The 26,305-nt window shown below is 74.5% G+C and carries 22 protein-coding genes and 1 pseudogene; 17 read left to right on the top strand and 6 right to left on the bottom strand.

What is annotated here, in order from left to right; genetic code table 11:
- Positions 1-75: 75 nt before the first annotated feature.
- Complete coding sequence (locus ACGF13_RS14765) at positions 76-1,434, top strand: sensor histidine kinase (RefSeq protein WP_392873844.1); 1,359 nt, start codon at positions 76-78, stop codon at positions 1,432-1,434.
- A gap of 248 nt (positions 1,435-1,682) precedes the next feature.
- Positions 1,683-2,663, top strand: a complete 981-nt coding sequence (locus ACGF13_RS14760) for an ArsR/SmtB family transcription factor (RefSeq protein WP_392873841.1) — start codon at positions 1,683-1,685, stop codon at positions 2,661-2,663.
- Between the two features lie 51 nt (positions 2,664-2,714).
- On the opposite strand, the gene ACGF13_RS14755 is transcribed toward ACGF13_RS14760, so the two are convergent.
- Positions 2,715-3,362: a response regulator gene (locus ACGF13_RS14755; RefSeq protein ID WP_392873839.1), complete on the bottom strand. Its 648-nt coding sequence runs from the start codon at positions 3,360-3,362 to the stop codon at positions 2,715-2,717.
- A gap of 214 nt (positions 3,363-3,576) precedes the next feature.
- Between ACGF13_RS14755 and lanKC the strand changes: the two genes are divergently transcribed.
- From lanKC to ACGF13_RS14710, 9 genes and pseudogenes are all read left to right on the top strand, one after another.
- Positions 3,577-6,144: a class III lanthionine synthetase LanKC gene (gene lanKC, locus ACGF13_RS14750; RefSeq protein ID WP_392873836.1), complete on the top strand. Its 2,568-nt coding sequence runs from the start codon at positions 3,577-3,579 to the stop codon at positions 6,142-6,144.
- Between the two features lie 2 nt (positions 6,145-6,146).
- Positions 6,147-6,236 (top strand): class III lanthipeptide, encoded by a 90-nt coding sequence (locus ACGF13_RS14745; protein ID WP_392873833.1) that lies wholly within the window; start codon positions 6,147-6,149, stop codon positions 6,234-6,236.
- Positions 6,237-6,294: 58 nt separating this feature from the next.
- Complete coding sequence (locus tag ACGF13_RS14740; RefSeq protein WP_392873830.1) at positions 6,295-6,384, top strand: class III lanthipeptide; 90 nt, start codon at positions 6,295-6,297, stop codon at positions 6,382-6,384.
- A 251-nt stretch (positions 6,385-6,635) separates the two neighbouring features.
- Entirely contained in the window at positions 6,636-8,582 is a 1,947-nt protein-coding gene (locus ACGF13_RS14735; protein ID WP_392873827.1) for an FtsX-like permease family protein, read from the top strand.
- On the top strand, positions 8,579-9,841 hold the full coding sequence (locus ACGF13_RS14730; RefSeq protein WP_392873824.1) for an MFS transporter: 1,263 nt from the start codon (positions 8,579-8,581) through the stop codon (positions 9,839-9,841). The genes ACGF13_RS14735 and ACGF13_RS14730 overlap by 4 nt, the downstream gene beginning before the upstream one ends.
- The gene (locus ACGF13_RS14725; protein ID WP_392873821.1) at positions 9,834-11,978 is read left to right on the top strand and encodes a prolyl oligopeptidase family serine peptidase; all 2,145 of its coding nucleotides are present in this window, start codon (positions 9,834-9,836) and stop codon (positions 11,976-11,978) included. The genes ACGF13_RS14730 and ACGF13_RS14725 overlap by 8 nt, the downstream gene beginning before the upstream one ends.
- Positions 11,975-12,769, top strand: coding sequence for an ABC transporter ATP-binding protein (locus ACGF13_RS14720; RefSeq protein ID WP_392873819.1), 795 nt, complete (start codon positions 11,975-11,977; stop codon positions 12,767-12,769). Before ACGF13_RS14725 ends, ACGF13_RS14720 begins: the two co-directional genes overlap by 4 nt.
- Before the next feature lie 40 nt (positions 12,770-12,809).
- A pseudogene (locus tag ACGF13_RS14715) lies at positions 12,810-12,887 on the top strand (DUF255 domain-containing protein); the annotation flags it as partial.
- A gap of 14 nt (positions 12,888-12,901) precedes the next feature.
- Positions 12,902-13,075: a hypothetical protein gene (locus ACGF13_RS14710; RefSeq protein WP_392873816.1), complete on the top strand. Its 174-nt coding sequence runs from the start codon at positions 12,902-12,904 to the stop codon at positions 13,073-13,075.
- Positions 13,076-13,090: 15 nt separating this feature from the next.
- On the opposite strand, the gene ACGF13_RS14705 is transcribed toward ACGF13_RS14710, so the two are convergent.
- A complete protein-coding gene (locus tag ACGF13_RS14705; RefSeq protein WP_392873813.1) occupies positions 13,091-13,852 on the bottom strand; it encodes a hypothetical protein in 762 nt (253 codons plus the stop codon).
- A gap of 20 nt (positions 13,853-13,872) precedes the next feature.
- Between ACGF13_RS14705 and ACGF13_RS14700 the strand changes: the two genes are divergently transcribed.
- Positions 13,873-15,033 carry a LuxR C-terminal-related transcriptional regulator gene (locus ACGF13_RS14700; RefSeq protein ID WP_392873810.1) on the top strand — a complete coding sequence of 387 codons (1,161 nt, stop codon included), beginning with the start codon at positions 13,873-13,875 and terminating at the stop codon, positions 15,031-15,033.
- A 50-nt stretch (positions 15,034-15,083) separates the two neighbouring features.
- On the opposite strand, the gene ACGF13_RS14695 is transcribed toward ACGF13_RS14700, so the two are convergent.
- From ACGF13_RS14695 to ACGF13_RS14685, 3 genes are read right to left on the bottom strand one after another with little or no spacing between them, the layout of a single operon-like run.
- Positions 15,084-16,301 carry an MFS transporter gene (locus ACGF13_RS14695; protein ID WP_392873807.1) on the bottom strand — a complete coding sequence of 406 codons (1,218 nt, stop codon included), beginning with the start codon at positions 16,299-16,301 and terminating at the stop codon, positions 15,084-15,086.
- A gap of 1 nt (position 16,302) precedes the next feature.
- Positions 16,303-17,865, bottom strand: coding sequence for a class I adenylate-forming enzyme family protein (locus tag ACGF13_RS14690; RefSeq protein WP_392873804.1), 1,563 nt, complete (start codon positions 17,863-17,865; stop codon positions 16,303-16,305).
- The gene (locus ACGF13_RS14685) at positions 17,862-18,326 is read right to left on the bottom strand and encodes an acyl-CoA thioesterase (protein WP_392873801.1); all 465 of its coding nucleotides are present in this window, start codon (positions 18,324-18,326) and stop codon (positions 17,862-17,864) included. The genes ACGF13_RS14690 and ACGF13_RS14685 overlap by 4 nt, the downstream gene beginning before the upstream one ends.
- Positions 18,327-18,506: 180 nt before the next feature.
- Between ACGF13_RS14685 and ACGF13_RS14680 the strand changes: the two genes are divergently transcribed.
- The 3 genes from ACGF13_RS14680 to ACGF13_RS14670 all read left to right on the top strand — a co-directional run bounded on the left by ACGF13_RS14680 (position 18,507) and on the right by ACGF13_RS14670 (position 23,193).
- On the top strand, positions 18,507-20,117 hold the full coding sequence (locus tag ACGF13_RS14680; protein ID WP_392873799.1) for an AMP-binding protein: 1,611 nt from the start codon (positions 18,507-18,509) through the stop codon (positions 20,115-20,117).
- Positions 20,118-20,248: 131 nt separating this feature from the next.
- Positions 20,249-22,288 carry a thioredoxin domain-containing protein gene (locus ACGF13_RS14675; protein WP_392873796.1) on the top strand — a complete coding sequence of 680 codons (2,040 nt, stop codon included), beginning with the start codon at positions 20,249-20,251 and terminating at the stop codon, positions 22,286-22,288.
- A gap of 44 nt (positions 22,289-22,332) precedes the next feature.
- Positions 22,333-23,193, top strand: coding sequence for a GNAT family N-acetyltransferase (locus ACGF13_RS14670; RefSeq protein ID WP_392873794.1), 861 nt, complete (start codon positions 22,333-22,335; stop codon positions 23,191-23,193).
- 27 nt (positions 23,194-23,220) lie between these two features.
- On the opposite strand, the gene ACGF13_RS14665 is transcribed toward ACGF13_RS14670, so the two are convergent.
- The gene (locus ACGF13_RS14665; protein ID WP_392874268.1) at positions 23,221-24,153 is read right to left on the bottom strand and encodes a hypothetical protein; all 933 of its coding nucleotides are present in this window, start codon (positions 24,151-24,153) and stop codon (positions 23,221-23,223) included.
- A gap of 306 nt (positions 24,154-24,459) precedes the next feature.
- On the opposite strand from ACGF13_RS14665, the gene ACGF13_RS14660 reads away from it, so the two are divergent.
- Both ACGF13_RS14660 and ACGF13_RS14655 read left to right on the top strand, forming a co-directional pair.
- The gene (locus tag ACGF13_RS14660) at positions 24,460-25,146 is read left to right on the top strand and encodes a papain-like cysteine protease family protein (RefSeq protein WP_392873791.1); all 687 of its coding nucleotides are present in this window, start codon (positions 24,460-24,462) and stop codon (positions 25,144-25,146) included.
- An 8-nt stretch (positions 25,147-25,154) separates the two neighbouring features.
- Positions 25,155-26,045: a hypothetical protein gene (locus ACGF13_RS14655; RefSeq protein ID WP_392873788.1), complete on the top strand. Its 891-nt coding sequence runs from the start codon at positions 25,155-25,157 to the stop codon at positions 26,043-26,045.
- Positions 26,046-26,305 lie beyond the last annotated feature (260 nt).

Here is a 26,305-nt window from a genome sequence, read left to right as displayed (position 1 = left end):
GGTTCACCGGACGGGCCTCGGCCGGTTCGCCGTACCCGCCCTGGCGGGCCGTCCGGCTTCGTAGGATCCCGAACCATGACGTGGTCGTGGCACACCGTGGTGCGCAGGGCGGGGTACGGAACGGCGGCGGCGGGGGTGCTGGCGGCCGCGGCGGCGGGGCTGGGGGACCCGGGGCCGCTGATCGTCGGGTCCGGTGCGGTGGGGGTGCTCGCCGGGCTGTTCCCGGCGCTCTGGGCCCCGGGCCGGCTCGGTGCGGTGGGCCCCTCGGTGCTGGTCGCCTGCGCCGTGTCGCTGCTGGTGACGGCCGGATACCGCGGGCCGGTGTCCGGCAGCATCGAGAACTGGTGGCTGCTGGAGACCGTCGCGCTGCTCGTGCCGATCGTCCCCGCGGTGCGTCGGCCCCCGGCGGCGACGGCGTTCGGCCTCGGCGCGCTGCTGGTCGCGACGGCGGCACTGGTGCCGATGCGGATCGGGGTCTGGGCCGAGCCGCCGGCCCCGCCCGGGGCGATCACCAAGCTCTGCCTGACCTCGGCGCTGCTGTCCTGCGCGGTGGTCGGGGTCGGCTGCTACCTGCGCTCGATGGACACCCGGGCCCGGGCGGCGGTGGCGGCCGAACGACGGGCGCAGCGCCTGGACCTGGCCCGCGACCTGCATGACTTCGCCGCGCACGACGTCACCGGGGTGGTGGTGCTGGCTCAGGCCGCGCAGGTGCTGGCCCGGCAGGACCCCCGGCAGGTGGTCGAACTGCTGGCGGGGATCGAGGCGGCCGGGCGGCAGGCGCTGGTCACGATGGACCGGACCGTGCAGGTCTTCGCGGCGGACGACGCCGATCCGGAGCCGCGTGGGCGGTTCGGGGCGGCTGCGGCTGATGCTGCGGTGGCGGAGCGGGGGCCGGGCCGGGGTTCCGGACGGGCGGCGGCGGGCGGGCCCGGGGCGCGCAGCCTGCGCCGCGACCTGAGCGAACTGCCCGCGCTGGCCGAGCGGTTCACCCGCAGCGGCTCCGCGCGGGTGCGGCTGGAGGCTCCGTCGGAGGCCGAACTGGCGGCGGTGCCGGCGGCGATCAGCGGGCTCGGCTACCGGCTGGTGGTGGAGGCGCTGACCAACGTCCGTCGGCACGCGCCCGCGGCCGGGGAGGTGGCGATCGAGGTCGGCCCGGCCCGGCACGGCGGGCGGGCGGCGCTGCGGGTCACGGTCACCGACGACGGGCTGCCGGGCGGGGCAGGGGGCTCGTCCGGTGCGGGTTCGCCCGATGAGGGTGGTGTCGGCGGCGCGTTGGGCGGGACCGAGCGGGAGGGCGGCGGCTTCGGGCTCGCGGGCCTGCGGGAGCGGGTGGAGGCGGCCGGTGGTGAGCTGACCGCCGGACCGGGGCCGGAGGGCGGCTGGCGGGTCGCCGCGGTGCTGCCGACGGAGGGCGTGGCCGGTCTCGGGGGCTGACCGGTCGGAGTCCCGCAGGCCCGGTCCGACGGCGGTTTCGAGCCTGTCGACGGGCTGATCCAGGCCATTCGGCACATCCGGCGGCGGCCGGTTCGGCGTTCGGAACGATCAAATGGGCCGATCGGCCGATGGCGACGCGCTCGGCGGGCGGGCAAGGATGTCGGTGCGGCGATCAGGGTGCGGGGTTCCCCTGAGCCGTCCCGACGAAAGAATCCCGAGCGGGGGATCGGCCTGTGATTCGCATTGCCATGTCTACCGAAGATCTGGCTCGTGTACGAATTGCTGGAAATGTCGAACAGGAGATGGAGGCGGTGCTGGCGCTGGAGGCGTGGCGGAGCGGTGGGGAATTCTTCCGCCCCTGGCAGCGGGCCGTCCGCGGGCAGTTGGCGCGGCAGCCGGTGCTGGCGGAGCGGCTGCGGCGTCTTTCGGGATCCAACGGTGGTTTCCGGGACGTATTGCGGGTGTGGGCGAATGGCCGGATCGTGTCGTCCGGCCGGGGTACCGAGTCGGTGGTCCAGCGGGCCGATGTCGCCGCGGCGGTCCGCGAGTTCCACCAGGTGGCGCTGCGGCCCTGCTGGCCGGACGTCCGGGCCCGGCTGGAGGCGGAGCGGGACGTCCGCCGCCAGATCGCCGGCCGCGGTGGGGTGGACGCGTTGCTCGGCACGTTGCACCCGAAGATCCGCTGGAACGCCCCGGTGCTGGAGGTCCCCGCCGAACGGGACATCGAACTCACCCTCGACGGGCGGGGGTTGCGGCTGGCCCCGTCGCTCTTCCTGCAGGGCGCCGGGGTGCTGCTCCGGCCGCGGCGGGGGGAGCCGGAGGAGGCTCCGACACTGCTCTTCGCGATGCGTCCCGAGCGGGGCGGCCGCCCGGCGCCGGTGGGTGCGCCGGAGGCGGCGGAGTCCGCGCGCCGCGGCGGGGGCGAGCCGCTCGCCGCGCTGGTCGGCCGGACCAGGGCGGCGGCCCTCCATGCCGTGCTGGACGGCTGTACCACCGGCGAGTTGGCGGACCGGCTCGGAGTGACGGCCTCGGCGGTCAGCCAGCACACTTCCGTGCTGCGGGCGGCCGGGCTGATCGACACCCGGCGCTGCGGCAACGGCGTGCTGCACACCGTCACCCCGCTGGGGCGGGCGCTGCTGCGCGGTGAGGCCCCGTCGGGCGGGGAGGGCCGGTCTCCGGGCGGCGCCGCCCCGCGCTGGGTCGAGGGCCGTCGGCGGGCGCTGCGGTGAGGAAGGGGGTCGTGCGGACGGTGTCGGGCGGGTCGGCTCGGGCGAGCCCGGTCAGGTGCGCTCGGCCAGTCCCGACTCCCAGGCCCAGGTGGCGATGCCCACCCGGTTGCGGGCCTTCAACTTGCGTTGGAGGTTGGCCAGATGGGTCTTGACGGTGCTCAGCGAGATGAACAGCTCGGCGCCGATGTCGGCGTTGGTCAGCCCCTCGGCGACCAGGACGGCGATCTCCTCCTCGCGGCTCGTCAGCGGCTCGACCGGAGAGCGGTCGACCCGGCGCGGGCCGGTGAAGTGGTGCAGCAGGCGGGTGGTGATCTGCGGGCTGATCAGCGAGTCGCCGACCACCGCCGAGCGGATCGCCTCGGCCAGCAGCGCGGGCCCTGAGTGCTTGAGCAGGAAGCCGCAGGCGCCGTTGCGCAGCGCGGTGTGCACGTACTCGTCGAGGTCGAAGGTGGTCACCACGACGACCTTCACCTCCGGGGTGATGCCGGCCAGTCTGCGGGTGACCTCCAGTCCGTCCAGCCCCGGCATCCGGATGTCGACCAGCAGGACGTCCGGCCGCAGGGCGCGGACGGCGTCCATGGCCTCCAGGCCGTCCGCAGCCTCGGCCACGACCTCCATGTCGGGCTGGGCCGCCAGGATGTGCCGGAATCCCTGGCGGACGCTCGCCTGGTCGTCGGCGATCACGACACGCGTCTTCATGGCGTCATGATCGCACGGGTTTTCGGCGACCCCGAAGTGAAGGCCTGGATTCCGCCTGGTATGCGTCGGATTCAGTTCCCACTTAACACTGTTGTCACATGACGAGGCGTCGGGGAAGGATGGTTCCTGTCGGAACGGGAAGCCTGGGCTTCGAAAGTTCCGGTGGAAATCGGAATTCCGTTCAGCGGATATTCGAAAGGGGGCGAGCGGCGAAGTGGACGCGAAATACGAGTCGTATGCGATAGCCGATCCGGTGTGGTACGACGCCCTGGAGCGGTGTGACGACCGGGACTCCCGGTTCGCTCCGGGCGGGGGCGTGCTGCCCGAGGGCTGGCACGGCCGCACCCAGGGGGTGTGGGAGGTGCTGGCACCGCCCGGCGCCCCGCAGCTGCCGGAACAGGGCTGGAAGGTCCACGTCAGCGCCACGCCCGAGACCGCCGAGGAGACGATCGAGACGGTCTGGCGGGTCTGCCGCCGGCTCGGGCTGCCCTGGAAGTACCTGCGCAGCAGGCTGGTGGTCGCGGTGACGAACGCCAAGTACGCCGACCGGTCCGCCAGCGGCAAGGTCGTCACCGTCTACCCGCGGATGGCCGCGGAGCTGGAGACCGTCCTCGCCGAGCTGGACGGGGCCCTCGGCGGCCGCCCCGGCCCGTACGTCCTGTCCGACCTGCGGTGGAACCAGGGTCCGGTGTCGGTGCGCTACGGAGGCTTCGCCCTGATGTGGTGCGAGCTGCCGGACGGCACCAGGGTGCCCGCGGTGAAGGATCCGGACGGCCGGCTGGTGCCGGACGCGCGGCGTCCGCGCTTCACCGTCCCCGAGTGGGCCACGACCCCGGACTTCCTGGCCGAGCGGATCGCCGCGGCCGCCGCCGGCGCGGGAGCCGGCCTCGGCCGCTACCGGGTGGTCAAGGCGCTGCACTTCTCCAATGCCGGCGGGGTCTACCTCGCCGAGGACGAGGGCGGCCGACGGGTCGTCATCAAGGAGGCCCGCCCGCACGCCGGGCTGGACGCCTCGGAGACGGACGCGGTGGCCCGGCTGCTGGTCGAGCGGGACGCCCTGGAACGGGTCGGTCACCTGCCGTTCGTGCCGGAGCTGTACGAGTACTTCACCAGCTGGGAGCACCACTACCTGGTGATGGAGTACATCCCCGGCGAGTCCCTCAACGCCTGGCTGGGCCGGGAGTACCCGCTCACCCGGCACCGGCCGGACGCCCGCGCCCTGGCCGACTTCGCGGGGCTCGCGGTCACGCGGCTCGCGCTGGTCGAGGAGTGCGTCGCGGCGCTGCACCGGGAGGGGGTGGCGTTCGGGGACCTCCACCACCGCAACATCATGGTCCGCCCGGATGGCACCGTCGCCCTGATCGACTTCGAGCTCGCGACGCCGCTGGACACCCCGCGCCGGCGCACCCTCGGTGCCCCCGGCTTCACCGACCCGGCGATCACGGACGCCCGTGAGGCCGACCTGTTCGCGCTCGGCTGCTGCCAGCTCGCCGCCCTCGTCTCGCTGACCACGCTGACCCGGCGCAACCCGGCCGTCGTCACCGGGCTGCTGGACCTCGTCGCGGAGTCCTTCCCGACGGTGCCCGCCGACTTCGTCGAGCGGATGACGAAGCGGCTCGCCCTCTCCCCGGCGCTGCGGCCCCACCTCGGGGACCGGCCCGCGGCCGAGGCCGGGGCGGAGCTCACGGTCGCGTCCCTGCTGCGCGGCATCGACGGGGCGGCGACCCCGGAGCGGGAGGACCGCCTCCACCCCGGCGACGTGGCCGGGCTGCGCCCCGGCGGTGCGCTCGGGCTGGCGTACGGCTCCTCCGGCGTGCTGCTCGCCCGGCACCTGGCCGGAGTCGCACCAGGGGAGGCGCAGCTGGACTGGCTCGCCGCCGCTGTGCGGCGCGCCCCGGCCGACACTCCGGTCGGACTGTACGACGGGCTGGCCGGCGCCGGCTGGCTGTTCCACCGGCTCGGGCACCCGGACGCCCCGAACGTGGTGGACCGGCTGCTGGCCGGCCCGTTGCCCGCCTCACCAGGCCTCTACGGCGGCCTGACGGGCGTCGCCCACCTGCTGCTGGAGGCCGGTGCGACGGACGAGGCGCTCGGGCTGGCCGCCAAGGCCGCCGGCCGGATCGGCGAGGCCGGGCTGCTGGACCGGCCGGGGCTGCTGCGCGGCTGGTCGGGGCCGGCAGTGCTGTTCGCCCGCTGCGCAGCCCTCACCGGTGACACGTCCTGGGTCGAGGCCGCCGAACGGGCCGTCCGCTGCGACCTACGGCACGGCCGGCTGGTCGACGACATGCTCCAGATGCACAGCTCGGGCCGGCTGCTGCCGTACCTCGCGGAGGGCTCGGCCGGAGTGGCGCTCGCCGTCCTGGCCCTGCCCTCCGTCCAGGCCGAAGCCCTCGGTGCCGAACGGGTGCTGGAGGCCGCGGCCCGGGCCGGTGCGGTCCGTGTGGTCGTCCAGGGCGGGCTGTTCAACGGCCGCGCCGGGCTCGTCTACACCCTGTTCCAGGTCGCCGCCCGCCTGCCGCACTGGCGGGCCGAGGCGGAGGAGCAACTCCGGCTGCTGGAGCTGCACCTGGCCCCGCAGCAGGACGGCGGTGTCCTGCACGGGGACCAGCTGATCCGGCTCTCGACCGACCTGGCCACCGGCTCCGCCGGCGCCCTGCTGGCGCTGGCTGCCGCCAAGAGCCCCGGGCAGTGCCTGCTCCCCGGTGCCCACCCCAGCCGCGGGTGGGCGCCGGAGCGGGCCGAGCCCGGTACCCCGTCCCGGCGAGACGACGAGAGGAGGTGACCGTGATGGCCGACATCCTGGCCCTTCAGGAGCTCGACGAGGAGATCGTCGTCGACGCCCCGTTCAGCTCGGTCAGCGCGTTCCACTGCTGACCCCCTGGTCCCCGCGGCCCGGTGCCGTGTTCCGGCGAGACGACGAGAGGAGGTGACCGTGATGGCCGACGTCCTGGCGCTTCAGGAGCTCGACGAGGAGATCGTCGTCGACGCCCCGTTCAGCTCGCTCAGCTACTGGGGCTGCTGATCCCGGCAGCCCGGTGCGGTGCTCCGGTGTGATGACGAGAGGAGGTGACCGTGATGGCCGACGTCCTGGCGCTTCAGGAGCTCGACGAGGAGATCGTCGTCGACGCCCCGTTCAGCTCGTACAGCGTGTTCAGCTGCTGACCTTCGAGGTCCTGCAGTACCGGGTGACAGGAGAAGGGGAAGGCCGCGGGACATGCGGCCTTCCCCAACTCTGCATCCTATTTACCGTTTTGGGGTGAGATAACCGTGGCCGTGGCATCGGAACCGACTACCCGTCCGAGTGGACCGCTCGGCGGACTGCGACTGTGCGTCGCCGAGGTACGGGCGTACCCGGGGCGCGTCATAGGTGTCGCGGTGGCCTGCGCGCTCACCGCCACCGGGGTCGGCGCCTGCCTGGTGCTGCTCGCGGCGGTCAGCGGCCGGTCCTACCCGGCGGGCTCGGCGGCCGCCGCGGCGGCCGCCGACACCCAGAACCTGCTGGGTCTGCTGCTGACACTGCTGCTGATGTCCGCGGTGCTGGTGACGGGCTCGACGGTCGCGCTCTGGACCAACCAGCGGCTCGGGCAGTTCGCCGTGCTGCGCGCCCTCGGGGTGACGGCCGGCCGGCTGCGGGCCCTGGTCGTCGCGGACGTCGCGCTGGTCGCCCTGGCCCCCTCCGCCGTCGCGGCGGCGGCCGGGACGGTTCCCGCGGCCGGTTTCGGGCGACGGATGCTGATCGAGCGCGAGCTGTTCCCCGCCGCGGTCGACCTGCCCCCCGCCGGGCAGATCTGGGCGATCGCGGTCGGCGCCTGCCTCGGCACCTGCGCGGTCGCGGTGCTGGCCGCGCTGGCCAGCGTGCTGGCGGCCGGCCGGGTCCAGCCGATCGACCTGCTCAAGGACCAGTCACTGGCGCTGGCCCCGCCCCGCCGCAACCCCGGCCGGCTGGTGGCGGGCATCGCCATGGTCATCATGCTCTGCGGGCCGCTGGTGGTCCTGACGGTCGCGATGGACATGCCGCCGGTGCTCCAGGGCGCCCTGGTGACGGGGCTGGCCATGTCCGTCATCCCCACCCTCGCAGTGCTCGCGCCGTGGTTCGTGCCGCTGCTCATCGGCCCCTGCTGCGCCCTGCTGCAGCTGGTGGACCGGAAGGCCGGCCGGATCGCCGCCGCCGGGCTGCGGGCCGCGCCCGCCCGGACGTCCGCGATCGCGGTGCCCGTCCTGCTGGCCGTCGGCATCGTGGTCTGCCTGCTCGGCTCGGGGGCGACGATGGGCGCCGCCGTGCAGCAGCAGACCGCACAGGCGCTGCGGGCCGACGCGGTGGTGACGGCCGAGCCGGGCAGCCGGCTGCCCGCCCGCCCGGCCGGCCTGCCCGGCGGCACCGCCGTCGCGCCGATCGCCACCGAGGTGACACCGCCGCCCGACTTCTACGACGACAAGCCCCGGCCCACCCGCGCCTGGGGCGTCGACGGAACGGCCCTGCGGAGCGTCCTGGACCTCGGCGAACAGCAGGGCAGACTGGACGAGTTGGTGCCCGGCACGTTCGCCGCCGGCACCACCGCGGTGGCCTCGCAGGGTTGGCAGCTCGGCCAGAGCGTCACCTTCGGGCTCGCCGACGGGCAGGAGGCGCAGCTGCGGCTCGTCGCCGTCTACCAACGGGACCTCGCCTTCCCCTCGTACGTCCTCCCCGCGGACCTCGCCCTCGCCCACACCCCGGCCCCGCACGCCGACCTGGTGCTGCTCGGCGGCGATCCGGGCGGCTGGGAGCCCGGGCCCGGCGAGCGGATCGCCGCACGGGCCGACTACCTGGACCACCTGCGGCCGCGCAGCGTCCAGGACGACCTGGCCTCCCGGCTGATCGTCTCCGTGGTGGCCGGGTACGCGCTGCTCGCCGTCGCCAACACCTGCGCCATCGCCCAGCGGGACCGCCGCTCCCAGCGCGCCCACCTACGGGCCCTCGGCCTCGGCCGGGGCCAGCTGCTGCGCTGCGTGGTGTACGAGGTGCTGGCCTCGGCACTGGTCGGGACGGTGCTGGCGGTGGTGACGGCCGGGATCTGCCTGGTGCCGCTGGCCCGGGCGGTCGGCCAGGGGCTGCCCGCCCTGGACGTGCCGTGGACGGTCGGCGTGCTGCTCGGGGTGCTGGTCGCCACGGCCGTCCCGGCGGCACTGGCGGCCCGTCCGCTGCGCGGCATCCGGAGCCAGTTCGCGACGGGGTCGGCGTGAGCGGGGCGGCCGCCGGGAGGCTGGGGCGGCCGTTCTGGCTGCTCTACGGCGGCGAGTCCGCCTCGGCCCTGGGCACCGCCGCCTCGGTGGTCGCCCTCCCGGTGGTCGCGCTGCGGGCCGGCGGCGACGTCCGGCAGGCCGGCCTGGCCGGCACGGCGCTCTCCGTAGGGGTGCTGCTTGCCCGGCTCCCGGCCGGCGTCCTCGCCGACCGCCGCGAGCGGCGGACGATGCTGCTGCTCGGCAATGCGGCCGGCGCGCTCGTACTGGCCGGGCTGGCCCTGTCGGCCGTCGGCGGCATGCCGCCGCTGTGGGCGGTGCTGGTCGCCGCCCTGCTGCTGGGTGCGGTGGGCAGCACCCTGGCGCCCGTCGAGAACGTCGTGGTGCGCTCCTTCGTGCGGCCCGGTCAACTGCCCCGCGCGGTCAGCCTGTTGCAGAGTCGGGCGGCCGTCGCGGCGACGGCCGGCCCGCTGGCCGGCGGCGCACTGCTGGCCGTCCACCCGTCCTGGGTGTTCGCCGTCGACGCCGGCAGCTACCTGGCGGCCGTCTGCTGCGTGGCACTGCTGCCCAAGGGGCTGCGGGAGCGCCCCGCGGCCGGGTCGGCGGAGCCCGGAGTCCGGGCCGCGCTGGCCGAGGGCGTCCGGTTCATCTGGCGGGTGCCCTTCCTGCGGTACGCGGTGGTCAACGCGGCCGTGCTCAACCTGGTGTTCAACGGCCTGCTGATCGTGGTGGTCGCCTCGGGCGGGGGCGCCGTGAACATCGGGGTGCTGACCGCGGCCCTGGGCACCGGCGGGCTGGCCGGATCGCTGCTCGCGCCGGCCCTGGCCCGGCGGCTCCCGCCGTCCCGGGGCATCGCCCTCGGCACCGCCGTGGTCGCGCTCGCCCTGCCCGGCTTCACCGCGGCCCAGGGGCACTGGGTGGCGGTCCTGCCGCTCGCCCTCGCCGCGGCCGCCGGACCGGTGGTCACCGTGCTGATCGCGGTCACCCAGATGGAGGTGACCCCGCCGGGCCTGCAGGGCCGGGTGCACAGCGGCATCGGCTTCCTCGCCCAGCTGGTCGCGCCCGCCGGGCCGACCCTCGCGGGCCTGTGCGCCCACGCGTTCGGTGTGACCGGCACGGTGGCCGGCGCGGCGGTGGTCGTGGTGGTCCTCGCAGCCGTCGGACTGGCCGCCACCGCGGGTCGGCCCACCGCCGGGCCGACCGGGGCCGGGTGTGCCGCGGAACGACGGAACGACGACCCTGCGGAGGCCCTGCGTGGCTGACATCGACCACGGGGCGGCGCAGCTCGCACCGGCGGACCCGTACCGCTGGCTGGAGGACGCGGACGCCCCGCGCACCCGAGCCTGGCTGGCCGAGCAGCGGCGCCTGCTGGCCGCCCGCCCGCAGCGATCCGACGAGCCCGCCTGGGCCGCACTGCTCGACAGGGTGGAACGGGAGGCGCCCGACCGGACGCCCACCCCGCCCGCCGAGGCCGGTGGCCTGCTCTTCCGCCACGAACGCGGCCCGGACGGCGACTTCCTGACCGTCCGGCACCCCGACGGCACCCGTCGGACGCCGACCGAGGGCGTCATCGGTCGCGGCGACCGGATCGCCGGCTGGCAGCCCGAGCCGCACGGCGGGTTCGTCGCCGTCCAGCTGCACCGGGATGGTGCGGAGAACGGCGGCCTGCACCTGCTGCCCACCCACCAGGGCGGCCGGCCCCGCCACCTGCCCGACGCGGCCCCGTACGCAACCCTCGCCTTCACCGGCGAGGCGCTGGTGTACACGGCCGGCACCCGCACCGAGCACACCCTGGTGGCCCGCCGGCCGGCCGACGGCCCGGCCCGCCGGCTCGCCCTGCCGGTGCCCGGCCCGGTCCGGCTCACCCTCCACGGCGGCCCCGGCGGGCACCTGCTGCTGCGTACCCGCCCGCAGCCGTCCGGCCCGGTGCGCTGGTGGGCCACCCGGTGGACCGGCCGGACGGTGCCCGACTGGCAGCCGCTCGACCTCGACGGCCGGCGGGTCACCGCGCTGGACCTGAACGAGACCGTCTGCCTCCTCGCCGCGGAGGAACTGCTGGCGTTGGACCTGGACGCGGTCGCCCGGGGGGCCACCCGTCGGCCCGCTGCCGTCGCGCAGCCCGCTGCCGTGTTGCCCGCCGTCGCCCTGCCCGCCGCCGGCGCACCGTCCGGCGGCGGTCCGGTCGCGGGCCCGGTCACCACCCTGCGGGTGCTCGGCCCCGGCCCGACGCCCGGCCTGGCGCTGCTCCGCCGGCTCGGGACCACCCACCGGCTCGACGTGCACCGGCCGGGCTGGGCGGCGGACGGACCGGCTGGCGGAGCCTCGGACGGGACGGCGGACGGCGCCACCGCACTGCACTGGCCCGCCCGGCTGCGCCTCGGCGCCACCCCGTACGACCGCCACGGGCGGGTCGGCGGGTCGGTCTGGCTGCTCGCCGACGACCCCCGGTACGGCACCTGGACCTGGAGCCTGGACGGCTCCGGCCCGGTGGAGCCGCCCGAGCGCCGCGCCGCGCTGCGCACGCTCACCGCCGTCGGCCGGGACGGTACGCCCGTCCCGGTGACGGTCTGCGACCCCGGGCCGCAGGGCGGCGGCCCCGTACCCACCCTGCTCACCGTCTACGGGGGCTTCGGCATCCCCCTGGAGCCCAGCTGGGATCCGGCCCTGGAGGCCTGGCTGCGGGCCGGGGGCCGGATCGCCTGGGTGCACGCGCGCGGCGGCGGCGAGCTCGGCCCCGCCTGGGCGGCCGCCGGCCGCGGCCCCGGCAAGAGCACCACCGTGGACGACTTCCGGGCCGCCGCCGCGATGCTGGTCGAGCGCGGCGAGGCCCCGGCCGACGGGCTGGGCGCGCTGGCCGCCAGCAACGGGGCGCTGGTGGTCGCCGCCGCACTGACCCGGGAACCCGGGCTGCTGGCCGCCGCGGTGTGCGCGGCCCCGCTCACCGATCTGGCCCGCTACCAGGTCGGCGGCCTCGGCCGACTCTGGGCCGAGGAGTACGGCGATCCGGCCGACCCGCAGGCGCTGCGGGCCCTGCTCGACTACTCCCCGTACCACCGGGTGGTGCCCGGGACGGCGTACCCGGCGGTGCTCTTCGCCACCGGGGCGAACGACGCGCGGGTGCCGCCCTGGCACGCCTGGAAGCTCTGCGCGGCGCTCGGCCAGGCCGGCAGCGGGGCCGCGCCGGTCCTGCTCGACCACCACGACAGCGGCGGCCACCAGGGGCGCCCGGCCGCCGCCGGACGGGAGCTCGCGGTCCGGTCCCTCGCCCTGCTGGGCGCCGGCACCGGCCTGCGGCCGCCCACCGAGCCGCCCACCGAGCCCGCCGGTCCGCCCTGCCCCCATCCCCGAACCCACCCCCGATCCACGCCCGTGCCCAGCCGAGGAGAGCACCACCGATGACCGCACGCCCGCCCCGCCCCGTCGCGAACCACGCCCCGGCTGCCGCGTCGGCCGTCGACCTGACCAAGGTGCACGGGTCGGGCAACGCCCGGGTGGTGGCGTTGGAACAGGTCTCGGTGTCCTTCCGGGAGGGGGAGTTCGCGGCGATCATGGGCCCGTCCGGCTCGGGCAAGTCCACCCTGCTCCAGTGCCTCGCCGGTCTGGAGTCCTGCACCTCGGGCGCGGCCCGGATCGGCGACGTGGACCTCACCCGGCTCAGCGACGGTCAGCTGACCAGGCTCCGCCGCGACCACGTGGGCTTCGTCTTCCAGGCCTTCCACCTGATCCCCACCCTGACGGTCTCCGAGAACATCACCCTGCCGCTGACCCTGGCCGGCCGCACCCCTGACCGGCAGTGGCTGCGCACCCTGGTCGAGGCGGCCGGCCTCGGTGGCCGGCTCGACCACCGCCCGGCCCAGCTCTCGGGCGGCCAGCAGCAGCGCGTCGCCTGCGTCCGGGCACTGGCCGGCCGGCCCCGGATCGTCTTCGCCGACGAACCGACCGGCAACCTGGACTCCCGCTCCGCCGCCGAGATCCTCGCCCTGCTGCGCCGGTGTGTCCGGGAACTCGGCCAGACCGTCGTGATGGTCACCCACGACCCGGTGGCGGCCTCCTACGCCGACCGCGTCGTCTTCCTCGCGGACGGCCGCATCGTCGACGAACTCCTCCGCCCGACCCCCGACCAGGTGCTCGGCCGGATGCGCACCTTCGACACCAACCTCGGGATCAGCTACTGGTCCGGCCCGGCCTGACCTGCCGCGCTCCGGCCGCCGGATGCGCGAGGACGGGGGCATGCCGAATCGTCTCGCGGACGCGACCCCGCCGTACCTGCTCCAGCACGCCGACAACCCCGTGGACTGGCGGCCCTGGGGCCGGAGGCCTATGTGATGTACGACGAGCGGGACGAGGCTGCGCGCCATTTGCTGGAGGGCTGGAGCATCATGGGCAAGCTGCGACCGCTGTGGTCGCAGCGCGTGCTGGGGATCGCGCACGAGTACCGGGTCGGCGTGCCGCCGGGCGAGGGGCGGATGGTGGCCTTCCGGCGGAAGCCGGGGTGAGGCGCGCGGCCCCGGTCAGGCCGCCGCGCCGATCAGGCCGAGTTGGGCCGCCCGCACGCCGGCCTGGAACCGGGAGCCCGCGTCGAGCTGGGCGAGCAGGGCGGCCACGTGCCGACGGTAGGTGCGCACCGACAGGCCCAGCTCCCGGGCGGCCCGCTCGTCGGTGTAGCCCCGGCTGATCGCCTGCAGGACGCGCACGGAGCATTCGTCGGCCGTCCAGCCCCGGTGGGCGGGCACGAGGCCGGTGGACTGGGTCCAGACGGCGTCATGGAGGAGGGAGATGGCTTGGACGGCCTCCCGACCGGAGATCACGGTGAGTGGCGCGTTGCGCTCCGAGGCCAGCAGGCCGACCAGGCCGTCGGTGATCACGGCGGTGGGCAGCCCGCAGGGGGAGATCCGGATCTGCGCTCCGGCGGTGGCGAGTTCGGTCAGTTTGGCCAGGGCCTCCTCGTCCTGGAGCAGCGTGCCGGTGACGAGCATCCTGACCTCACCTCCCCGGGCCAGGAGTTGGGTGTGCAGCCGGTCCAGGAGCGGGTCGTTGAACTCGTGCGGCCCGTCGGCGTAGCTGGTCTGGGCTCTGACCACGCGGTGGCTGCACTGCTGGATCAGGCGCGCGGCGACCGAGCGGGCGTCCTCGGCGGCCGCGTCGGGGCGGAGGCCGTACGCCACGCCTCCGGAGAGCCGGCCGGCCATCTCCGCCACCTGCAGTGCCAGGTCGCGCAGCGCCGGCAGGGTGGGAGAGCCGAGGTTCTCGAACGACTGCCCGATGCTGGTCAAGTGCCTCTCCGCGGGTCCGTATGGCCGAGCTCGTCCGGGTCATCTCGCCGTCGGTTCGTGATCAACCGCAACCACTCCAGCATGCCCAGCCACAGGCACCATTTCCCATCCGCCTGGGCTATCTTCTTTCGGCCTGCACATATCCGCCAGGGGGATGGCACGTGTTAAATCGGGAACTTCCGGGCGCGGCTCGTGGGCCGCTCGGCGAATCCGCCGAAATCCTCTACGACTTCACGCTCCGGCAGTCCTCTCCGCCGACCCCCGCCGAGGCGGGGCTCGATCTGAACCTGACCGACAGTCAGGTCGACGGGGCGGTAGCGGAATTGCTCGGGCTGAAGCTGCTGCGGGCCGGTGCCGCCGACGCCGGTCGGCTGGTGGCGGTGCCCCCGGAAGCCGCCCGCATCCGGATGCTGGCACCGGTGCTGCAGGATCTGGCGCGGCGGCAGCGGGAGGCCGACCGGCTCTGGTCCACCTACACCGGCCTGGTGGCCGCCTACCAGGAGAAGGTGCTCCGTGGTGCCCGGTCGTCGCCGATCGAGCCCGTGCTGGGTGTCGGCGCCGCGCGTGGCGTGATAGCCGAACTCGCGGCGGCGAGCCGGCGCGAGGTGGTCGCCTCCCAGCCCGGCGGAGCCCGGGACCAGGAGGCCCTGGCGGAGTCGCTGGAGCGCGCCGATGAACTCCTGGCGCGCGGCGTCAAGCTGCGCACGCTCTACCAGCACCCCGCCAGGCACAGTCAGCCCACGCTGACCTTCGTCGAGCACGTGACCGGCCAGGGCGCGGAGGTGCGGACCACCAGCAACGACTTCGTGCGCCTGATGATCTTCGATCGGACGGTCGCGCTGATCGAGCTGCGCGACGATCCGCTGAGCGTGGCGGTGGTACGCGATCCGAGCGTGGTCGACTTCATGTACGCGGCCTTCGAGTTCGCCTGGTCGAGCGCGCTGCCGCTGTCCCCCGGCTATGACCGCAGCATGGTGGAGATAGCGTCGGACGACACCAAGGCGATGATCGTCAGCCTGCTGGTGGACGGCGTCGACGATCGCGCGATCGCCCGCCGCCTCGGGATCTCCATGCGCACCTGCCAGCGCCACATCTCCGAGATCATGCGGCGGCTCGGCGCGAAGAACCGGCTGCACGCCGGCTACCTCCTGCACCAGCTGCAGGACCGCGAGATCCACTGACGAGTGTTCCGGGTGGGACCTGCCCGCCCGGCAGCCGGTCCGGCGCCCCGTCAGCCGCGGGCGCGGGCGACCGGGACGATGCAGAGCAGGGCGATGGCCGTCACCGCGGCGGTGAAGACGGCGGCGGTGTCGAGCAGGGTGGTGGCGCCGAGCAGGAGGCCGGTGCCGACCACTGGCAGGGACAGCCCGAGGTAGGCCGAGGTGAAGTAGCCGGAGACCAGTTGGCCGGCCTGGTCGGGGCGGGCGTTGGCGGAGAGCAGGGCCAGCCCGGAGCGGAAGGCGAATCCGGCGGCGCCGCCGGAGACCGCCGCCCCGACCAGGAAGAGCGTCAGCGAGACGGCCGGGATCGCCGCGACGACCGACACCAGCCCGGCCGGGAGGACGGCCATGCCGGCGATGACGCCCGTCCGGGGTGCGACCCTGCTGCCCCAGACCTGGGCCAGCGCGGCCGCCGTGAAGGCGGTGCCGGGGGCGACGCCGACCATCAGGTGGTTGGTGATGTGCAGGCCGTCCCGGAGGAAGGTGCCGGCCAGGGCGGCGAACAGGCCGAGGGTCGCGAACGGGCCGAGCGCGGCGAGCGCGGAGTAGGCGAACGCCGACCGGTGTTCGGCCGGGATGCGCAGGCGCTGCGGGCGGAGGGGGACCGGGCCGGCGGCGCGGACGACGGTCTCCGGCAGTGCGAGCACGGCGAACCCGGGCAGGAGCAGGGCGGCCAGCGCCAGGTACGGAAGGAGCATCGGGCCGGGGCCGTACTGGACGAGGACGCCGGAGAGCATCGGTCCGATGCCGAGGCCCGCCATGTTGGTCGCCGAGGCCACCAGGGCCGCCTTGCGCCGGTCGGCCAGCAGTTCGCCGAGGTAGGCCGTCGCCGCGCCGGAGGACAGGCCCACGGCGAAGCCGCACAGCAGCCGCCCGCCCAGGATGCCGGGCAGGGTGGGCGAGACGGCGAACAGGGCGCAGCTGAGCAGGCCCAGGCAGAGGGCTGCCAGCAGGATCGGGCGGCGCCCGATCCGGTCCGACAGGCCGCCGAACAGCAGCAGCGTGCAGAGCGTGCCCAGCGCGTAGGTGGAGAACACCGCCGTCACCAGCAGCGGGGTGAGCCCGAGCTCGTGCGCGTAGAGCGGATAGACCGGGGTGGGCACGGTGGCGCCCGCGATCAGGGTGCACATCAGCCAGGCCACGACCCAGGCGGCCCGGGGCCGTCGGCTGGGGTCCGGGACGCCCGCGGGGGTTCCCGGACCCGACTGCAGGGCCTTCTCGACCGCCATGTCAGGCTTGTCCGTGAGCTCCGTCGGCGGCGTAGGACCGGCGCATCGCCCGCTTGAGGGCCTTGCCGGTCACGCCGGTGAACTCCTCGCTCCCCTTGGCGAGAATCCGGTCGGCCGGCAGCAGGGCGGCGGCGGTCAGGGTCTTGTTGATCCGCGTCAACAGCCCGTCCAGGTCGGCGGCCGGGTCGGCGAGTTCGACGGCCAGCACCAGCTCCCCGGTGTCCTCCGACTTCACCAGCGAACAGTCCTGCAGCCCGGGGAAGTTGCGCAGGATCAGCTCCTCGGTCTGGGTGCTGTAGACCGTGCCACGGCTGGTGGTGATGGCGTCCGTGGTGCGGTCGACGTGGTAGAAGCGGCCGTCCTCGTCGCGGAAGGCGAAGTCACCGGTGAGCCAGTAGCCGCGCACCCGGTTCTTCTCGCTGAGCAGCGAGTTGTTCCAGTAACCGGCCGTCACCGTCGGCGACTTGAGGCCGAGCCGGCCGACCGCGAACGGGCCCAGCGGTTCGTCCTGGTCGTCGAAGACCTGGGCGTCTATCCAGGCGAACGGGCGGCCTATGCAGCGGCCGTAGCGGTCGCTGGTCGGCGTGTGCACCTGGCGGAACATGGCGAAACCGAACTCGGACGAGCCGAAGTTGTCGATGAACAGGGACCCGGGCTGCCGCTGCCCCGAGCGGTCGGTGTGGTTGCCGAGCGCGACCAGCTTGCGGATGTGCTGCTCGTGGTTGGCGTCGCCGGTGCACATCCAGTACGAGATGGAGGCGAAGTCCGCCGGGTCCGGGTCCAGTCGGCAGAGGTCGACGAAGACCTTGGGGAATCCGACCACCAACTGCGGGCGGAAGGCGGCGAACCGCTCGACCAGCCGCTTCGGGGAGCGCTCGGTGGCGAGCATGACGTCCAGGCCGCGCAGCACACCGGACATCAGCACCGAGATCGCCGAGGCGTGGCTCTGCGGCAGCACGGACAGGATGCGCTCGCCGAGGTCCGCGTCGGCCTGCTGCCTGATGCCGAAGAAGAAGCCGAAGTGGTTGAACTGCACGGCCTTCGGCACGCCGGTGGTGCCGGAGGTGTGGGCGATCAGCACCGGGTCGTTCTCGGTGTGCTGGAAGTACGTGACCTGGTCCGGAGAGTACGGGTCCGCCTCGTAGTACGGCAGGTCCAGCGCGTCCTTGGCCAGCCGCTCGGGGTCCGAGACCACGGCCACGGCGCCGACCCGCTGGATGAAGGCGCGGGCGGTCTCCGGATCCAGCGAGCTGTTCAGGAAGACCGGGATCGCTCCGAGCTTGTTCAGCGCGATGTAGTGGATCAGGTACCGCACGCTCTCGTCGAGGAAGACGGCCACCGGATCCTTGGCCCGGATGCCGTCGTGGTGGAAGCCGGCCGCCACCCGGTCGGTCAGTTCGTCCAACGCGTTCAGGGTGAACCCGTGCACCTGCTCGCCGCCGAGCGTCAGGTACGGCACGTCCAGTTCGATCCGGCTCTGCGCGGCGCCTCTGGTCGCGGCCGCGGCCAGACGGAACAGGTTCCCGGCCCCGAGTCGGGGGTCGTCAAGCAGACCACTGCTCATTCTTCGCTGTCGCCCCTCGTCGCGAGCCAGTGCCGCAGGCCGGCCTGGATGTCGTCAGGAATGGGAACGGCCCGGTGCGTCTCCAGGGAGGTGAACACCAGGACCGTCTTGAACCGCGCACGCACCTCGCCGGCCTCGGTGCCGCGGTACTCGTAGCCGATGGTGAGCGACTTGGTGCCGATCCGCTCCACCGCGAGCTCCAGCGTCAGGCTGTCGCCGAGGCGGCTGGGTGCGAGGAAGTCGCACTCCAGCCGGACGGTCGGCACGCCGAGCAGACGCTTGGTGAACAGGGCGGCGTAGTCGACGCCGAGGCAGCCGCTGAACCAGGCCTCCTGGGCCTCGTTCAGCAGTACCAGGTACTGCGGGTAGAAGACGATGCCGGCGGGGTCGCAATGGTGGAAGAAGATCCGGCGTTCCAGCCGGAACCGCCGGCCTTCCGGTTCTTGACTGGCCGGCTGCATGACCGCGTCTCCTCCTCCGAGCTCGATCTTCGCTGCCACTCTCACCCGGCTCCCGGCGACCCGGCTCGCGGCTGGCAGGAAGTTGCCATTCCTCGCCCGTGCCGCTGGCAGGAAGCGGTCGAATCGAATGTCTGATCGTTCCCGGACCCGAGGGTGGATCGTCAAGTCTCCGGAGGAGCCATGGACGCATCGATCCCATCCGCGCACGTCGACACCTTCGCCCGCGACCGTCTTCCGCCGGTCGAGGAGTGGCCCGAGATCCTCGTCGACCTGCCCGAGCTGCGTTACCCGCAGCGGCTCAACTGCGCGGCGGAGCTGCTCGACGGGGCGATCGGCCGGTTCGGCGGGGACCGGCCCTGCCTGTTGGACCAGGCGGGCACGGTGTGGTCCTACGAACAGGTCGCCGAGCTGGTCAACCGGACGGCCGAGGAACTGGTGCACGGCCACGGCCTGCGGCCGGGCGACCGGGTGCTGCTGCGCGGACCCAACTCGCCGTGGCTGGCGATCTGCTGGCTGGCCGTGATGAGGATGGGCGGCGTCGCCGTCACCACCATGGCCCTGCTGCGCGCCGTCGAGCTGCGCGAGGTGATCGCCAAGGCCGAGGTGCGGTTCGCGCTGTGCGACGAGCGGTTCACCGAGGAACTGGAGCTCGCGGCCGGGGACGACCTGACCGTGGTCCGGTACGACGTGCACGACGGCGGCGAGCTCGGGCGGCAGGCCAAGGCCCGTACGGGCGTGTTCCCGGCCGTGCCGACGGCCGCCGACGACGTGGCGCTGATCGCCTTCACCTCGGGTACCAGCGGTGTGCCGAAGGCCACCGTGCACTTCCACCGGGACGTGCTGGCCATCGCGGACACCTTCTCCGCCCGGGTGCTCCGGCCCGAGCCGACCGACCTGTTCGCCGGCAGCCCGCCGCTGGGCTTCACCTACGGGCTCGGCGGTCTGCTGATCTTCCCGCTGCGTGTGGGCGCGGCCAGTCTGCTGCTGGAGGAGACCACGCCGGACAAGCTGTTCCGGGCGGTGGCCCGGCACCGGGTGAACGTGCTGTTCACCTCGCCCACGGCCTACCGCCGGGTCCTGGACACGCTGGACGACTACGATCTGGCCAGCCTGCGGCTGTGCGTCTCGGCCGGCGAGACGCTCCCGCTCGCGACCTGGCAGGCCTTCGAGCGGGCCACCGGGCTGCGGCTGGTCGACGGCATCGGCTCCACCGAGATGCTGCACGTGTTCATCTCGGCCGCCGGCGAGGACATCCGGCCAGGCGCCACCGGCCGGGCGGTCCCGGGCTTCCGCGCGCGGGTCGTGGACGAGAGCGGGGCCGAGGTGCCGGACGGAGTGCCGGGCCTGCTGCAGGTGAAGGGCCCGACCGGCTGCCGCTACCTGGCGGACCCTCGCCAGCGAGTTCAGGTGCGGGACGGATGGACCCTCACCGGTGACGTCTTCATCAAGGATGCCGACGGCTACTTCTGGTTCCAGGCGCGCTCCGACGACATGATCGTCAGCTCGGGCTACAACATCGCCGCGCCCGAGGTGGAGAACTCGCTGTTGCGGCACCCGGCGGTCGCGGAGTGCGCGGTGGTGGGCGCGCCGGACCCGGGGCGCGGCGAGATCGTCAAGGCGTACGTGGTGCTCGCGGCCGACCACCAGCCGGGAGAGGAACTCGTCGCCGCACTGCAGTCCTTCGTCAAGAGCGACATCGCGCCGTACAAGTACCCGCGCGCGATCGAGTTCACCGCCGACCTGCCGCGCGGCAACACCGGAAAGCTCCTGCGCAGCGCCCTGCGGAAGTGAGCCGCACGGGGGATCCCGACCGGGGCGATCCCCGTCCACCGGGTGATGGCACATGAGCGGACAGCGGCCGAGCGGACGGACACGCGTGGGTTCCGCCGTCGGGCTCGGGGCGCTGTGAGAGGCTGGGCCGCATGAACCGGTTGGCTGGTGTGACCTCGCCGTATCTGCTTCAGCACGCCGACAATCCGGTCGACTGGTGGCCCTGGGAGCAGGCGGCCTTCGACGAGGCGCGGCGGCGCGGCGTGCCGGTGCTGCTGAGCGTCGGCTACGCGGCTTGTCACTGGTGTCATGTGATGGCACACGAGAGCTTCGAGGACGCCGGGCTCGCCGAGTACCTCAACGAGCGGTTCGTCGCGGTCAAGGTGGACCGGGAGGAGCGGCCCGACGTCGACGCCGTGTACATGGAGGCGGTGCAGGCCGCGACCGGGCAGGGCGGGTGGCCGATGACGGTGTTCCTCACCCCCGACAAGGAGCCGTTCTACTTCGGCACCTACTTCCCGCCGCAGCCCCGGCACGGCATGCCGTCCTTCCGGCAGGTGCTGGAGGGCGTGGACGCCGCCTGGCGGGACCGGCGGCAGGAGGTCGGCGAGGTCGCCGGACGGATCCGGGCCGACCTGGCCGAGCGGGCCGCCGTCTACTCGACCGGTGCCCACCACCCGCCCGGCGAGGCCGACCTGCACCAGGCGCTGGTGACCCTCAGCCGGGACTTCGACCAGAACCGCGGCGGCTTCGGCGGCGCGCCCAAGTTCCCGCCGGCCATGGTGCTGGAGTTCCTGCTGCGCCACCACGCCAGGACCGGCTCGGAGGCGGCGCTGGAGATGGCCGTCCGTACCGGCGAGGCGATGGCCCGCGGCGGCATCCACGACCAGCTCGGCGGCGGCTTCGCCCGGTACGCGGTGGACGCCGGCTGGGTGGTGCCGCACTTCGAGAAGATGCTGTACGACAACGCGCTGCTGCTGCGCGCCTACCTGCACCTGTGGCGGGCCACCGGATCGGGCCTCGCCCGCCGGGTCGCGCTGTCCACGGCGGACTTCCTGCTGCGCGAACTCCGCACGCCCGAGGGTGCGTTCGCCTCCGCGCTGGACGCCGACAGCCTGGACGAGGAGACCGGGCAGTCCGCCGAGGGCGCGTACTACGCGTGGGAACCCGGCCAGTTGGTCGACCTGCTGGGCCCCGCCGACGCGGCCACCGCCGCCCGGCTGTTCACCGTCACCGCCGAGGGCACCTTCGAGCACGGCACCTCGGTGCTCCAACTCCTCGCCGACCCTGAGGACTTCGCCGAGTACGAGACGATCCGGGCCCGGATGGCCGAGGCCCGGACGGCCCGGCCCGCCCCGGCCCGGGACGACAAGGTGGTCGCCGCCTGGAACGGCCTGGCCATCGCCGCGCTCGCCGAGACCGGCGCGCTGCTGGACCGCCCCGACCTGGTCGATGCCGCCGAACGCGCCGCCGACCTGCTGCTCGCCGTCCACCTCACCCCCGAAGGCCGGCTGCTGCGCACCTCCCGGGACGGTCGGCCCGGCGCCAACGCCGGTGTGCTGGAGGACTACGCGGACACCGCCGAGGGCTTCCTCGCGCTGTACGCCGTCACCGGCGAGGCCTCCTGGCTCCAGCTCGCGGGCGGCCTGCTCGACACCGTGCTCAAGCACTTCACCGACGAGGCCTCCGGCGCGCTCTACGACACCGCCGACGACGCCGAGGAGCTGATCCGCCGCCCGCAGGACCCGACCGACAACGCCACCCCGTCCGGCTGGACGGCCGCCGCCGGCGCGCTGCTCACCTACGCCGCGTACACCGGCTCCGACCGGCACCGCACGGCCGCCGAGCGGGCCCTCGGCGTGGTCGGCGCGCTCGCCGGACGGGCACCGCGGTTCATCGGCTGGGGCCTCGCCGTCGCCGAGGCGCTGCTCGACGGACCGCGCGAGGTCGCCGTGATCGGCCCGGACGGCGACCCGTCCACCGCGGCGCTGCGGCGGACCGCGCTGCTCGGGACGGCGCCGGGAGCGGTGGTCGCGGTCGGCGCGCCGGGGGAGTCCGAGGTGCCGCTGCTGGCCGACCGGCCGCTGATCGGCGGGGCGCCCGCGGCGTACGTCTGCCGGCACTTCGCCTGCGACGCCCCGACCACCGATCCGGCGGCGCTGGCCGAGAAGCTGGGCACGGCGGTCGAGTAGGCAAAACGTTGGCGCACCGGTCCCGGCCTGGCCCACCATGGGCCATGACCTGGACCCTCAGCACCTCCCTCGACGAGTTCCGCGACCGGGCGGGCGCCTTCCTGGCCGCCCGCCCCGCCGAGAACACCGTCCTGCTCACCATCGCCCACCGGCTCGCCGAGGCCGGCCTGACGGTGTTCGGCGAGCCGCCGGTCTTCGGCTGGTGGCGGGCCGAGGAGGGCGGCCCGGTCGCGGGCGCCTTCCTCCGGACGCCGCCGTTCGACCCCCGGCTCTCCTTCATGCCCCCGGCCGCGGCCGCCGAGCTGGCGGTCGAACTGGCCGCCGCCGGGCCCGGGTTCACCACGGTGACCGGCGTCGGCGGGGGAGTCGAGGCGGTCCGCGCCTTCGCCGAGGCCTGGACGGCCGCCACCGGCACCCGGCAGTCCGTCCGCTTCGACGAACGGCTCTACCGGCTCGGGGAGTTGGCCGACCCGCCGCGCCCGCCGGCAGGCCGCCACCGGCTGGCCGGCCCGGCCGACCGCGAGCTGGCGATCCGCTGGTACGAGGAGTTCCTGGTCGAGGCCGAGCTCGAACTCCCCGACGTGCCACGGGCGGTGGACGCGCGGATCGCGAACCGCTGCCTGCACCTGTGGGAGGACGGCGGCCGCCCGGTCGCCCTGGCCGGCAGGAGTCCGATCCTCGTCGGCATGTCCCGCATCGGCCCGGTCTACACCCCCGCCGCGAGCCGCGGCCGCGGCTACGGCACCGCCGTGACCGCCGCGGCCTCGGCCCATCTCCTCGCCCACGGCGCCACCGAGGTCCTGCTCTACACGAACCTCGCCAACCCGACCAGCAACTCCATCTACCGGCAGATCGGCTACGTGCCGGTGGAGGACTCCCTGATCGTGGACTTCGACCGGGGGTGAGGGGGCGGTCGTACCGACCGGCTCCGCTCACTCCCAGTCCCAGCGGATCCCCAGCAGGCACGGCCGCAGCGCCGTCGCGACCAGGTGGACGCAGTGGTGGCCGTCGAGGGTGAGCTCCTCGGTCTCGTACGGGGCGGCGCCGGGGGAGTGGAGGGCGAAGCGGTGGCAGCGGACGGGGAGGGCGGCGGGGTGGAAGGTGACCTGGAGGACGTACTGGCCGGCGCCGGCGTTGAAGCCGCGGACGTACTCGCAGCTGGGCTCGGGGGAGGGGGCGTCGTCGAAGCCGTAGCCGAGCAGGTGGGTGTCGCCGGCGCGCAGGCGGCGGTCGAGGAGGAGTTCGGCGGCGAGCAGGTGGTGGGCCTGGTCGCGGCGGATGCGGCCGGGGCGGCAGTTCTCCTCGGCGCGGACACCGACGCGGGTGATGTCGCTGCCCGGGTCGCCCTGGTAGAGGGCGAGGTAGCGGTCGATGCCGTCGCGGTGGGCGCGCAGGGCGTGCTGGGAGTCGCGGCGGGCGAGCTGGCGGTCGGGGCCGCCCCGGATGCGTTCGATGTGGGTGATGGTGTGCAGCCCGGTGTCGCGCGGGCCGGCGAGGGTGGCGAGCAGGCCGTCGACGGCCACCGCGGGGGAGATGAGGTCGCGGTAGGGGCGGACGGGCGGGCCGGTCGGGGCGGGGTCGGCGGCGCGGCGGGGGCCGAGCAGCCGGGTAAGGGAGTGTTCGGGCAGGTCGAGGACGTCCTCCAGGGCGGCGACGGCGCGCAGTGACTCGGCGCGTTCCGGTCGGCGGCGCCCCTGCTGCCAGTAACTGAGGCTGGTGAGGCCGACGTTGACGCCGCGCAGCGCGAGGTGGCGGCGGACGCGGTGCAGGGCGAGGCCCCGGGTGGAGATCGCGGTGCGCAGGGCGAGGTGGAAGGGGCCGGTGCGCAGGGCGGCGGCGAGGTCGGCTGGGTCGCTCTTGTGGATGGCGGCCTCCTGGGGGCGGGGTCCGGCTCCGGGACGGTTCGGGGGCGGCTCGGGGAACGGTTCGGGACGGACCGGCTTTTGACCGTGAATATTCACATCGGTGCGGAGGTTTGTCACCGGTCCTGGCCTGCTGCGCGGGGGTTTCGCGGGCGCCGTTCACATCCGTGCCCGTCCGTTCACACCTCGGTCCTGGCCCCACCGGGAGCCGTTGACCCGTACCTGACGAGAGGCGATGCTCGGGGCGCGATCCGGACCCGCGCCCCCACACGGCACCTCGCTCCACTCGTGCAAGGAGGCACTTCCCCCATGCCAGTTCCACGAATACGGCTGCGCCGCGCGGTCTCCGTGCTCGCCCTCGGCGTGCTGGGCCCGGCGCTCACCGCCGCGGTGGCCGCACCCGCGATCGCCGCCCCCGCCGCATCCGCGATCGCCGCTCCGGCCGCGCACCAGGACCGGGCCGCCCACCAGGTCCGCCAGGCCGCCGCGCCCGGCAGCACGGCCGACCTGGCCGGCACCTACAAGAAGCTCAACATCACCATGCAGCAGCAACAGCAGACCAACTGGTGCTGGGCGGCGAGCGGGAACACCATCGCCACCTGGTTCGGCTACAACTACAGCCAGAACCAGTTCTGCAACGCCGCGTTCGGCCGGGCCGCCAACTCCTCCTGCCCCAACAGCCAGGCCACGCTGGCCGATGTGCAGAACGGGCTGAACTGGGTCGGCATCAACCCGGGCTCGTACGTCAACGGGTACCTGAACTACGGCACCGTGCAGTCCGAGGTGAACGCCAACCGCCCGATCGAGACGCGCATCCAGTGGAGCTCGGGCGGCGGCCACATGCACGTCCTGTACGGCTACGACACCGGGAACAACTGGGTCTACTGGGGCGACCCGTGGCCCTCCAACTACCGCTACAACTGGGCGGACTACTGGTACTACGTGAACAACGACACGTTCTCGTGGACCCACTCCCTGTACCGGATCGGCGCGTGAGGGCGACCATGACCGAGACCACGGGCCGCCGTCGGGCCGCCACCACCGTCACCGTCGTCGCCGCCGCCCTGCTCACCGCCGGCCTCGCGTCGGCGCTCGCCCCGGCCGCGTACGCGGACTCCCCGTCCGCCCCGGCCCCGGTGCCCGCCGCCGAGCTGGCACAGGCCCGCAGCGCGGTCCAGGACCCGGCCGTCCTCGACAAGGTCGGCCACTTCTTCGCCCGCAAGGGCGTCCCGCCGACCCGGCAGCTGACCATCGGCGCGGCCGAGGAGGCCCGGGCGGCGAGCGCGGCCGCGCCGCGGCTGGCCGGCGACACCGTGCCGGTGTACCTCCTGGACCCCGGTTTCGTGGCCGGCATCCCGGGCGCACCGGTGGCGAAGGCCGAGTTCACCGCCAGCAAGGTGGTCGCGGCGGACGGGCAGAGCGCCTCGGTCTGGACCGTCCGGCAGGGCGAGGCCTGGAAGGTGGTCAACATCGCCTCGGGCGGTGACGAGAGCGACTACGCGGCGAAGGCGGCGGGCAGCGGCGGCGGCACCGCCTTCCGCGAGCCGCAGGTCAATGCCTGGTACGTGCTGCGCGACGGCCGGGTGCTGCCGCTGGACGACGAGGCCCTGCGCTCGGTGGGCGCGGGCGGGGTCACGCTGGCCGCGTACCAGCAGCTCGTGCACCAGCGGTACGGGGACAAGCTGCCCGGCTCGGCGTACGACCGGACGGGCAGGGGCGGCGGCTACGAGGCGGACACCGCGGCTCAGCCCGAGGCGGTGTCGCAGCCTGTGGCGGAGGCCGCGGGCGGCGGTTCGCCGCTACCGGCCGTGACGGCGCTCGCTGCCCTGGGGGCCACCGCGCTGGTGGGCGCGGGCGCCGTGCTGCGGCGGAGGACGGCCGTCCGGCGCGGCTGACGGCGGGCGGGGCCCGGTCGGTCGGGCCGGGCCCCGCCGCCCGCCGTCCATGCCGTACACACACGTCGGACGTGCGCGCGTAAGAGAACAGCGGCAGTGTCGGACCCGGCCCTCGACCCAGCGGTCGAGGGCCGGGTCCGGCGTTTCCGGGGAGGCCTTGGGCGGCCCCGGCTCCCGCCGTCGGACCGGGCGGCGCGGCACGGCCCGGCCACGCTCCGTGATGTGTCCTGGAAGTGCTGCTTCCACACAAGGAATTGACG

Source organism: Kitasatospora sp. NPDC048286 (assembly GCF_043201735.1).
Taxonomy (GTDB): Bacteria; Actinomycetota; Actinomycetes; order Streptomycetales; family Streptomycetaceae; genus Kitasatospora.
The sequence above is the reverse complement of the archived record's forward strand: the minus strand, read 5'-3'. Positions and strand labels throughout refer to the sequence as shown.

Excerpts from the sequence above, each read along its gene's own strand:
- ACGF13_RS14685 (WP_392873801.1), bottom strand. The coding sequence starts at position 18,326 with ATGCAGCCGGCCAGTCAAGAACCGGAAGGCCGGCGGTTCCGGCTGGAA.
- ACGF13_RS14680 (WP_392873799.1), top strand. The coding sequence starts at position 18,507 with ATGGACGCATCGATCCCATCCGCGCACGTCGACACCTTCGCCCGCGAC.
- ACGF13_RS14690 (WP_392873804.1), bottom strand. The coding sequence starts at position 17,865 with ATGAGCAGTGGTCTGCTTGACGACCCCCGACTCGGGGCCGGGAACCTG.
- ACGF13_RS14655 (WP_392873788.1), top strand. The coding sequence starts at position 25,155 with ATGACCGAGACCACGGGCCGCCGTCGGGCCGCCACCACCGTCACCGTC.
- ACGF13_RS14765 (WP_392873844.1), top strand. The coding sequence starts at position 76 with ATGACGTGGTCGTGGCACACCGTGGTGCGCAGGGCGGGGTACGGAACG.
- ACGF13_RS14660 (WP_392873791.1), top strand. The coding sequence starts at position 24,460 with ATGCCAGTTCCACGAATACGGCTGCGCCGCGCGGTCTCCGTGCTCGCC.
- ACGF13_RS14695 (WP_392873807.1), bottom strand. The coding sequence starts at position 16,301 with ATGGCGGTCGAGAAGGCCCTGCAGTCGGGTCCGGGAACCCCCGCGGGC.
- ACGF13_RS14720 (WP_392873819.1), top strand. The coding sequence starts at position 11,975 with ATGACCGCACGCCCGCCCCGCCCCGTCGCGAACCACGCCCCGGCTGCC.
- ACGF13_RS14755 (WP_392873839.1), bottom strand. The coding sequence starts at position 3,362 with ATGAAGACGCGTGTCGTGATCGCCGACGACCAGGCGAGCGTCCGCCAG.
- ACGF13_RS14700 (WP_392873810.1), top strand. The coding sequence starts at position 13,873 with ATGGCCGAGCTCGTCCGGGTCATCTCGCCGTCGGTTCGTGATCAACCG.
- ACGF13_RS14675 (WP_392873796.1), top strand. The coding sequence starts at position 20,249 with ATGAACCGGTTGGCTGGTGTGACCTCGCCGTATCTGCTTCAGCACGCC.
- ACGF13_RS14670 (WP_392873794.1), top strand. The coding sequence starts at position 22,333 with ATGACCTGGACCCTCAGCACCTCCCTCGACGAGTTCCGCGACCGGGCG.
- ACGF13_RS14760 (WP_392873841.1), top strand. The coding sequence starts at position 1,683 with ATGTCTACCGAAGATCTGGCTCGTGTACGAATTGCTGGAAATGTCGAA.